At 43.3% G+C, this 9,907-nt stretch carries 7 protein-coding genes; 1 reads left to right on the top strand and 6 read right to left on the bottom strand.

Features of this window, described 5'->3' with window-relative positions; genetic code table 11:
- The first annotated feature begins 75 nt into the window (after nucleotides 1–75).
- A complete protein-coding gene (gene glnE / locus K0I62_RS03105) occupies nucleotides 76–2,940 on the top strand; it encodes a bifunctional [glutamate--ammonia ligase]-adenylyl-L-tyrosine phosphorylase/[glutamate--ammonia-ligase] adenylyltransferase (protein ID WP_220070077.1) in 2,865 nt (954 codons plus the stop codon).
- 341 nt (nucleotides 2,941–3,281) lie between these two features.
- Here the strand turns inward: glnE and K0I62_RS03110 are convergent, their stop codons facing one another.
- The 6 genes from K0I62_RS03110 to K0I62_RS03135 form a co-directional block, all read right to left on the bottom strand.
- On the bottom strand, nucleotides 3,282–4,718 hold the full coding sequence (locus K0I62_RS03110) for an OmpA family protein (protein ID WP_220070078.1): 1,437 nt from the start codon (nucleotides 4,716–4,718) through the stop codon (nucleotides 3,282–3,284).
- 81 nt (nucleotides 4,719–4,799) lie between these two features.
- Nucleotides 4,800–6,323: a leucine-rich repeat domain-containing protein gene (locus K0I62_RS03115; RefSeq protein ID WP_220070079.1), complete on the bottom strand. Its 1,524-nt coding sequence runs from the start codon at nucleotides 6,321–6,323 to the stop codon at nucleotides 4,800–4,802.
- 171 nt (nucleotides 6,324–6,494) lie between these two features.
- Nucleotides 6,495–6,896: a hypothetical protein gene (locus tag K0I62_RS03120; protein WP_220070080.1), complete on the bottom strand. Its 402-nt coding sequence runs from the start codon at nucleotides 6,894–6,896 to the stop codon at nucleotides 6,495–6,497.
- 144 nt (nucleotides 6,897–7,040) lie between these two features.
- Nucleotides 7,041–8,191, bottom strand: a protein-coding gene (locus K0I62_RS03125; RefSeq protein WP_220068250.1) for an IS3 family transposase whose coding sequence is annotated in 2 segments (ribosomal slippage) — nucleotides 7,041–7,954 and nucleotides 7,954–8,191 — 1,152 coding nt in all. Because the reading frame shifts where the segments join, the coding sequence is not laid out codon by codon here.
- Between the two features lie 431 nt (nucleotides 8,192–8,622).
- Nucleotides 8,623–9,129 carry a hypothetical protein gene (locus tag K0I62_RS03130; RefSeq protein ID WP_220070081.1) on the bottom strand — a complete coding sequence of 169 codons (507 nt, stop codon included), beginning with the start codon at nucleotides 9,127–9,129 and terminating at the stop codon, nucleotides 8,623–8,625.
- Between the two features lie 86 nt (nucleotides 9,130–9,215).
- On the bottom strand, nucleotides 9,216–9,896 hold the full coding sequence (locus K0I62_RS03135) for a hypothetical protein (RefSeq protein WP_220070082.1): 681 nt from the start codon (nucleotides 9,894–9,896) through the stop codon (nucleotides 9,216–9,218).
- Nucleotides 9,897–9,907: the final 11 nt, after the last annotated feature.

Raw genomic sequence — 9,907 nt, forward strand, 5'->3', positions numbered from 1 at the left:
GTTTCAATTGATACATATCTATATCACTCAAGACATATTATGTCGACCGTTTAAATGTTAGGGATTGTTTGGGCTATGGAAAATATTCGAGAACAAGTGTTACCCCAAGTAGTCAATCAAGCTGCTGAGCAGCACTGGCAGCGCCTTATTGAAGTATGGCCAGATATGCCCGAACAACTCACGACAGCCCAAGAGTCAGAGTTACGTCAAATCATGGGCTTGAGTGATTTTGTTGCCGAGCAGTTGTGTCGGCATCCTAACTGGGTAATGTCATTTTTTGAAGGTCAACTTCAGCAGTTTGATCGTTCTTCATTTTCATCGGAGCTTGAGTCTTTACTCTGTGGCGCCAATGATGAGGAACAAGCCAAAGCGATATTGCGCCGTTATCGAAATCGGCAGATGGTGCGTTTAGCCTGGCGGGATTTTCTCGGTTATAGCGCTCTTAATGAATCACTATTAGATCTTTCGGCACTGGCCGAAGCTCTTATTATTGCGGGACGCGATTGGCTCTATGGTCAGATGTGCCAGCAATATGGCACCCCATGTGATAGTGACGGTAATCCACAACCGTTAATCATTCTCGGCATGGGGAAGCTGGGGGGGCGCGAGCTAAACTTCTCCTCTGATATCGATCTCATTTTTACTTTCCCTGAGCATGGTGAAACCGTCGGTGGTCGCCGCTCTCAAGATAACCAGCAATTTTTCATTCGCATGGGGCAACGTTTAGTTAATTTATTGCATCAAGTCACGGTCGATGGTTTTGTCTATCGCGTTGATATGCGCCTTCGACCTTATGGTGAAAGCGGTCCGTTAGTGGTGAGCTTTAGTGGTTTGGAAGATTATTACCAAGAGCAGGGAAGAGATTGGGAGCGTTATGCCATGGTTAAGGCTCGCGCGTTAGGGCCTTGGACCGCACACTCTGATGAACTGCACGATATGCTGCGCCCCTTTGTTTACCGACGGTATATCGATTTTTCTGCTATCGAATCATTACGGAAAATGAAGCAGTTAATTACCCAAGAAGTGAGGCGTCGTCAGTTAACCGACAACATTAAGCTTGGTGCTGGTGGGATCCGTGAGGTCGAGTTTGTGGTACAAAGTTTTCAGCTAATTCGAGGCGGCCGTGAGCCTGCGCTAAGGCAACAGAGTCTATTTGCGGCGATTGATACCCTATACAGCTTAGGGCAACTGGAATACCTTGCTGTTGACGAGCTTAAGCATAGCTATTTACTGCTGCGACGGGTCGAAAACCTATTGCAAGCAATTGCTGATCATCAAACGCAAACTTTGCCGTCGACTTACCTCGATTGGCAACGCCTCTGTTTCGCCATGGGAATGGCGGGTGAAGCCCAATTACGTACTCATATTGAAGATGCGATGAGCAAAATACATCGCTATTTTAGAGAAACCGTGGGGGGGCATGATAATGATGAAATCAATGATCTTTGGACCCAGCAGCTGTGGAATATCCAAGATGATGAAGATGCTATTAGCCTGATGGCGGAGCAAAGTATCGAAGATCAAGACCTGTGGCCTGCACTTAGACGTTGGCGAGATACGGTAGCCAAGCGCACTATTGGGCCGCGAGGGCGTGATACATTAGATAAGCTGATGCCGCTGCTGTTGCAAGAGTTTACTCATTTGTCACATCCCTCCAAAGCATTTGCGCCAGTATCTAAGGTACTAGATCAAATTCTGACTCGTACCACCTATTTAGAATTGCTGTTTGAAAACCCTGGCGCGCGTCAGCAGTTAGTGAGTTTGTGTCTTGCCAGCCCCTGGATTGGTGAGCAGCTGGCGAAGTTTCCGATGTTGCTCGATGAGCTTATCGATCCCGCTCACTTATACGACACCACATCCCTTGATGATTATCCGAGTGAGCTGCGCCAATATCTGTTGCGCGTGCCCGAAGAGGATATGGAGCAGCAGATGGAGGCGTTAAGGCAGTTCAAGTTATCTCAACAATTAAAGATTGCTGCCGCCGATGTCACTGGTGTGTTACCCGTTATGCAAGTAAGCGATCATTTGACCTTTTTGGCAGAAGCTATTATTGAGCAGGTGGTGGCTCAAGCATGGCAACAAATTGCAGCGCGTCATGGTGTACCGCCTCATCTCGAAGCGGGCGATATGGGTTTTGGGGTTATCGGTTACGGTAAAGCTGGAGGTATTGAGCTCGGTTATGGCTCCGACCTTGACTTGGTTTTTCTGCATGACTATAGCCGTGAGAAATACCCTAACAGCCTAGAAACCAATGGTGACAGGCCGATCGATATTAGTCACTTCTATCTTAAGTTGGCTCAACGTGTTTTGCATCTATTTTCGACTCGTACCACCTCGGGTGAATTGTATGAGGTCGACATGCGTTTACGACCATCTGGCGCCTCAGGATTATTAGTCAGCGAAATTGAATATTTTGGTCTCTACCAAAAAGAGGAAGCGTGGACATGGGAGCATCAAGCATTGGTGCGAGCGCGATTTCTATTTGGTGACAATGCGCTCGCGGCGCGATTTAGTCAGCTAAGGGCTGAAGTATTAGCGACTAAAAGAGATACAGTACAGCTGGCAAAAGAGGTGCGAGAGATGCGCCAGAAGATGCGAGCGCATTTACTTAAAGTCGAGGACGGTTATTTCGATTTAAAACAGAGTGCAGGGGGAATTGCCGATATTGAATTCATTGCTCAATATTTGGTGCTTGCTAATACTCACGCATATCCAGAGTTGGCTATCTGGTCCGATAATGTGCGGATTTTTGAGGTGTTATCTGAACTAGAACTCTTACCACATCTGAGTGCACAGCATTTGACTCAGGCTTATTGTTATCTTCGAGATGAGAATCATCACCTGACCTTGCAACAGCAAAGTGGCAAACTACCGATAGAAATGGTGGCGTTGCATACGCAAAGGGTATTAGATATCTATGAGCAGATTTTGGGTATCTAGGGCCTGCGGAGCTTGTAAGATTATTTTGGCAGCGAATTGTGGGGTATTTATACAAGGCAGAAGCTTTGTAGCGTAGTGATGGCAACCAGTATAAAGATGTGAGCCCTCTGCGATAATTTAGCGCTTATGAGGCAAAACAACGAGTTTGAGCCTAGTTGAACTAGGCTCAAACTCGTTAACACCGCATCAAAAGTGCTAAAACTCGCCTGTTAGGCGTGTTTTTACCTTGCGACTTTTGTGTTGAAGCCCTAACTAGGGCACAAGCATTCCATCATCCATTCGCCTTGAATGAGTGGCCAAAAAAACACGCAGAGTAGATCACTTTCTTATACTGATTGGGATTACTTATTATCGGAGCGAAGTACCAGTTCCACACGGCGATTAAGCTGCTTACCTGCATCGTTACTATTGTTTGCGACGGGGGCATATTCGCCAATCCCCTTGGCGGTAAGCTGTTGCTTGTTGATGTTGTGCTGAGTTGTTAATGACTGCACTACTGCTTTAGCCCGCTTTTCTGATAACACTTGATTGTAGCTCTGCTTGCCTTGATCATCGGTGTGACCGATAACATAAAAGTCTTGCTTCGGGTGCGCCTTAAGGTAACTTGCGACAATCGTTATCACTTCGGCGGCTTCTGGTAACATTTCATCGCTATCAAACTTAAACAACAGGCCGTCTAGCGCCACGTGACCCGTTTGCGCAATTTTATCGGTTAGACCTTCTAGATCAATAACTAACCTATCATCTACTAGGCTAGTTTCTTCAACGAGCTTAAGCTCGCTCCATAGGCCATTTTTGTAACCTGTAATGTAGACCATGGCATGCACATTACCCTCGGGGCGAGTTAAGGTATAGAGAGAGTAAAACTGATTTTCATCCTGTCCGATATGTGCAAATGTTTTGATGCGTGGATGAATTTTTTGTGATTGACCACAATCATTACCTTGGCAGTGAAATCCGCGCACAAAACCGAGTTTTTCTAACGCCGCCTTGTAATTGGCATTGACCTCATACTCAGAATAACCACGAGGAAGTTTATAGTTTATATCGGTGATCTTACCTTCAAGGGTTTTGATTTTGTGTTGGTCTTTATCGACGCCATCGAACACTAAGGTTTGGCCAAATCCTTGTTGTAGGTAATCATGAATATAGGCACCGGGTAGTCTGGCTATCATGGGATGATCGCTAGCGCCTTGCGTATCCTTATTTGTTCTGTCTTTAAATGACTCTTGTTCTACCACCGCGCCGAGATAGGCTTGATTGGTTGTTAACAGATCCAATGGTTCATCGATTTCCTCGATAATATCCAGTTGCAGCCCAGCACCATTTTGCCAATTGGCGGCATAGACTGAGAGGTAAACTTGTTTGTTTTTAAGGGGGAGCTTAGCTGTGAGTAGCGCCGGAGAGCTTTTAGGAATATCGTGAAGCGGACTCACTTGTTTCGATAGTTTGCTCTTGTTACCACAGGCATCTAGCTGACACTCAAACAGTATGTTGCCTCCTAGCTTTATAATTTGTGCTTTATAGTTATTAACGGCATGGCTAGGGTCATAGCTGGTGGGCAGTTCATAATAGATGCGTTTTAGCTGTCCGGCATAAGTTTGAGTTTGATATGACCCCTTATCAATACCTGAGATAAAGGCAAAAGGAATATAATGACGAGTCTGCTTTTTATAAACCTGGCTATCGACAAGCGGTGTAAATGGCAGTTGCTCTGTCTCTGCTTGAGCGCTAAGCGCTAAAGTACTACATAGTGCTAATAACATTTTTTTTATCATTGTATTTCCTTTTACAGTTTATTGGCTAAAGGCCATCGACTATCTATGTCGCTCAGTTTCTGTCGCTCAGCTGTTTGGTTATTAGTTTTTGGGAGCAGAGCAATCGGTTAACACTGTCAGCGATTTTTTGCCCTTGTCCACCTGTTGCATTAACGCCATCATTTCATTGGGGTTAAGTCCTTTATACATTAAGGCGACATTAGGCTGGTGCGCTAAAGGGGCTAACCGCGAGCAATCTGTAATGTTCATGATGGAGACCGATGTTGCTTGGCTTTGTGCTAATGCCTGCCAATCTTGAGTGTCGATATTTGACAGCATCAGGTTGGCTGATAGTCCGCTGATATCGCCAAACTGGGTTATCTGACTTCGCTCTAAGTTGAGCATTTCTAATTGCGCTAAGCTCGATAAGGGGGATAAATCAGTGAGCTTGCCGCCCATTAAACTGACTGTTTGCAGTTGTTTGAATTTTTGCAGGTCGTCAAGATTTACTGTCGATGACAGACGGCAGTTAAGCTGGGTAAGCTCATTGCTGTTAGTTAATTGAAGCTGCTTGGCGCTAGCTTTTATACAGCTTGCTATTTGTGGATCGTTAAATGACATTGCACCGATGGAATATGATGGCGAGCGGATTAGTAATATATCTAGGGTGACTCGCTCATTGTCGGTCTCGACAACACCGGTAATACGGGCTTGGTATGGCAGGCTTATATCTGCTAATGCTGAATCAGGCAGTTGTAACTGAAGCTGGTCATTAATACTGAGTTGATTGGTCAGCGTAAGTTGCTTGAGTTCAGCTATATCGCTGACTTCAAGAGTGCTAAGATCGTTAAAATAAGGGAGATCATTAGCCGTAAATTCATAGCTTAGCGTCAGTGTTTCAACTGACTTGTTCTGTAGCTGCGGTGCTTGAGGGTCAGGTGCCCTTGTTAGATCCGTCTGCAACGTCGCGTGATCAAATTCATCTGTCGCCCCATGTTGTATCAGTTTCTCAACCAGTTCAGTTTCGACGATCTGAACATCTTCAACCAGAGAGGGCAGAGCCTCAGACAAATAGCAGAATTTAGACACCTCAAACATGTCTACCAGCATATTGACCTGAGTTTGACCAAGATTGAACGCCACTAATGCCGAGAACGCTTCGGCTTCATCTCGGGTTGTTCGCAGGGAGTCGATGTTATCGACATAGTCTTGCAGTTCAGTTGTAGTTTGTTGAAATCGCGCTAATTGCTCGGGTTGGTAGCAGTCGCTGTCTTTATCGATGTTTGCGAGAAAATGCTGATAATGAGGTAAGTACTCATTAGCGAGCGCTAACATCTGCTCGGCAGTCTGTGTCATATCACCGATGAATTCGCTTTGTAGCACGATTTTAGCGCTTTGAGTTTCGTCCAGCTTTTGTGATAACAGCTCCATTTGCCGAGCATGCTGTTTACTGAGTCGATGAGATTGTTCGACGATAGTGCTGGTATCTTGTTTGAAATTCAGGATGGCATCGCGGGTCGACATTGCGAGTAGCTCGCTGCTGAATGTTATCGCTGTGAGAACAAATATAAAAGATATTGCCGAGCAGCGGTCGTACGCTAGTCTTAATAATCGCTTGATTGCCATTAGCTTCCCTGTTTATACAATCAATCTAACCTTGATTGACGACTCTCCATAAAGGTTGCCCACAAAGCTGATTTATAAAGCTGATTTATAAAAGCTATACCACAAAAGATGGGCCATGAGATATTAATTCAGGGGGGGAACAAGCCCCCTGAATAATCGTTAAGTCGAAATTTAGAAATATAAGTTATCGACTAACTTTTCATTGACATATAACTCGCATTTATCGGCCGTGCTGCTCTTTGATGATTGCACTACACTTGCGATGGCACCAAAGGCACCGCCTTGATTACCTAACACTGAACCAAAGTAGCAATGACTGCGTACAGCAAAATCTCTGTAATTGGCGTTTAAGTTTTGAGTTGGAGTGTAAGGAGGAAAACGGCCTTGCATAATGGGGTCGCCGTTTACGGTTAAGATCAAAATATTTTTCTTATCGTGATAACTGCCATTAAATTTGAGCACTGTACCATCGACTTCGACCGTTTTTTCGAGTGCCATACGAGGGCCTGGATCTGAAGCACAACCAGTAAGAATAACGGCAAGTGTTAAGGCAGAAAGTGAAGCATATTTCATTAAAATAGTCCTTTATATCAACAGTAAATCGTCCATCAAGGAGTGGATGTTAATCTAGACAAAAAAGCATCACAATGAGATGTAACCTTATTTGCTAAAAATAAAACTTTAGTTTTACGCACGGATTGGTAAGCCCCTAATTTCTTAGACACTTAACTGTTTCTCAAAGTACTGTTTTTCGAACTGCACAGGAGACAGTCCATTATTACTACCATGACGACGCACAGGATTATAGAAATATTCGATATAGTTAAATATTTCTGAGCGAGCTTCATCTCTGTTTTTATAGATTTTTCTCTTAACTCTATCTTTCTTCAGCAACGAGAAAAAGCTTTCCGCGACAGCATTATCATGACAGTTTCCTCGTCGACTCATACTGGCTTCTAAATTGTGCTCTTTTAAGAAGCTACGCCAATCAGAACAGGTATATTGCACTCCTTGGTCAGAATGTATCAAAACCTTACATTTCGGTGAACGTCGCCAAATGGCCATTAATAGTGCATCAATTACCAAGTCAGCTTTAGGTGTATTCTTCATCGTCCAACCCACGACTTGACGAGAAAAAAGGTCAATAACAACTGTTAAATATAGCCAGCCCTCATGCGTACGGATATAGGTAAAGTCGGTCACCCAAACCTTGTTGGGTTCTGCGACATCAAAGCCACGATTTAACGTATTTGGTGCCGTGTGGCTAATATTCCCACCTCCAAAGCTTGGATTGCGTTTGTAACCTCGAATGGCCTTTATTTGGGCTTCCTTCATTATTCGATAAACACGATTTTTCCCGACGCTTTCGCCATCGTCTTTTAAATCTAAAGTCAGGTTTCGATAACCGTAGACACAACCGCTCTCTAGCCAAAATTGCTTAATTTTGCCCAGAAGTCGCTTATCTTCAATGGTACGCTTACTACAGGGCTGCTTTAGCCAAGCATAAAAACCACTACGATGAACATTGAGCACTCGGCACAGTACGGCTATGGGATATTGGTCGAGTCGAGACTTTATGAACGTGTACTTTTCTTTGACTCGCTTGCAAAGTACACGGCGGCCTCCTTTAGTATATTTCGCTCTTCCGTGACTCGCCGAAGCTCTGCTTTCAGTTTACGAATTTCGTCTTGCTGATTATCAATGGTGATGTGTTGCTTCTCTGGTTTATCGAACTTGTTAATCCAGTTATGCAAGCTTTTAGTTGTGATACCTAACCTTTCTGCCACATCAGCGATTTTATAACCACGTTCAGTGACTTGTTTGACGGCTTCAATTTTGAACTCATCAGGATAACGTTTTCCGCGCATGTAACACCTCATATTTTTGGTTCATTATAACTCTATGAAGTGTCTATTGTTCTAGGGGCTTACCACTTGCTATCAAGACCGTAATATTGGCTTAAGAAGGTGATGTCGAACCATTGCAGATTTTCTTGCAGGTGCTTGAGTGATTTCATCGCGATTGAGAATCCTTTGCTAACTATGGATACAGTGCATCATGACTTTTTATTTCCGCTTAAGTTGATAGAAAGGGCAATAAAATTGCCCTTCTAGTACGAGTAGAACCCTCGAACACTGCGACTAATTTAAGGTTATAGCCTTAGTGAGCGGAAATACCAGTTCTCGCCTATACGAAGGAACTTACAAGCCGTTGAGGTACTGTTACCTTTGCCACTGTCGCCCAGAGCTGCTCCAGTTCAGGTGGCCAAACTGACTATGCCATTACACCATATGATTACCTACAATAACTTAATAACCTTCCACTGGTTTTGTAAATAGGCTAGCTTGCAAGTTCCAGACCCTTGAATAGCCTTGTTAGTCTTTGGTGATATCGTGTCGAAACGGTATGCAACCCACAACGCTAAGTCATAACCCCGCTGTTTTGCGCTTTCACTAACTAAGTTACTGGTGGAGTTTTTAGCATCTTCAAAAGCTAACGCCGCATTTTCATCTATTTGATAATTATCGATACCTAAATATGATGTTTTAAAATATTTATCATGTAACTCAGATAAATGTACTTTTACTTGCTCATCCGTTGCTGGTATTGCAGCAAACACCTTTCTGAATAATTTTACATCTTGATTTCTAACAACATCGACTGATGCTTTACACAATGCATTCGGCTCTGACTGATCAATTTTTTTTGCTGCTGCCAACCACTGAATTAAATCTTTATCATCAGGAGAACCCATTGAAGGCGTCGATATAAGTAGAAATGAAATGATAGCGATCAATTTGTACATAAAAACATCCTTTTAATTTTACGTTATTTCTTTACTAACTCTTAAAAACTCACAATCAATCATATATGTAATCAATTGAACATACACTAAAAAAAATAGTGTTTCATTAGTATGCCTGTGACAACGACATTGGCTAAAACAGGAAATGTGAGGGCTATTATATTAGGCAAAAAAGTCCATGACCAATTGCCGTGCTGCGTTTTCATTGGATAGTCAAAAAAACGCAGCAGGTAAACAATGTGCTTAAGCGGGAAATACATCGCATTAAGGGTAATGACTTCACCGTTTTTTAGCTTAATATCACAAGCGGTAATATGATTGCGCACATGTAGACGATGCATTTGAGATTTATACTTTACCGTGAGGTGCTCAATGTCATCGCGTTGTAACTCCAACGTCCCCAACGGTTTTTTGATTATCGCATTAGCAGGAATGGCTAGACGCTGCTGGCTCACATAGCAACGTAATGTCCCACTAATACCGTAACGTCGCCTAACCAGCCAATACCGCCCTATTAAATAGACAGGTAATAATCCCACGTTGATTAATACTAATGCACGAGCAAGCTCAGTATTAGGGAAGTTAAGAGGTAACACCGCCAAACCGACCATCAAAATAAGCAATAACAGCGAAACACCTAAAGAAAGAGGGTAACCTATATTAGCGACATATAAACTCACATCACTCTGTGCATTAAAGTTACGCATCCCTTTAATGTGCAGGTTATAAAACCAAGATTTATCATCTAACTCTATTTTTTTAGCCATATTTACTTCTA

Origin of the sequence: Shewanella psychrotolerans (assembly GCF_019457595.1) — a bacterium.
Taxonomy (GTDB): domain Bacteria; phylum Pseudomonadota; class Gammaproteobacteria; order Enterobacterales; family Shewanellaceae; genus Shewanella; species Shewanella psychrotolerans.

What these genes read in the sequence shown, in the direction of transcription:
- glnE (WP_220070077.1), top strand. Translation starts at nt 76, where the DNA reads ATGGAAAATATTCGAGAACAAGTGTTACCCCAAGTAGTCAATCAAGCT.
- K0I62_RS03110 (WP_220070078.1), bottom strand. Translation starts at nt 4,718, where the DNA reads ATGATAAAAAAAATGTTATTAGCACTATGTAGTACTTTAGCGCTTAGC.
- K0I62_RS03115 (WP_220070079.1), bottom strand. Translation starts at nt 6,323, where the DNA reads ATGGCAATCAAGCGATTATTAAGACTAGCGTACGACCGCTGCTCGGCA.
- K0I62_RS03120 (WP_220070080.1), bottom strand. Translation starts at nt 6,896, where the DNA reads ATGAAATATGCTTCACTTTCTGCCTTAACACTTGCCGTTATTCTTACT.
- K0I62_RS03130 (WP_220070081.1), bottom strand. Translation starts at nt 9,129, where the DNA reads ATGTACAAATTGATCGCTATCATTTCATTTCTACTTATATCGACGCCT.
- K0I62_RS03135 (WP_220070082.1), bottom strand. Translation starts at nt 9,896, where the DNA reads ATGGCTAAAAAAATAGAGTTAGATGATAAATCTTGGTTTTATAACCTG.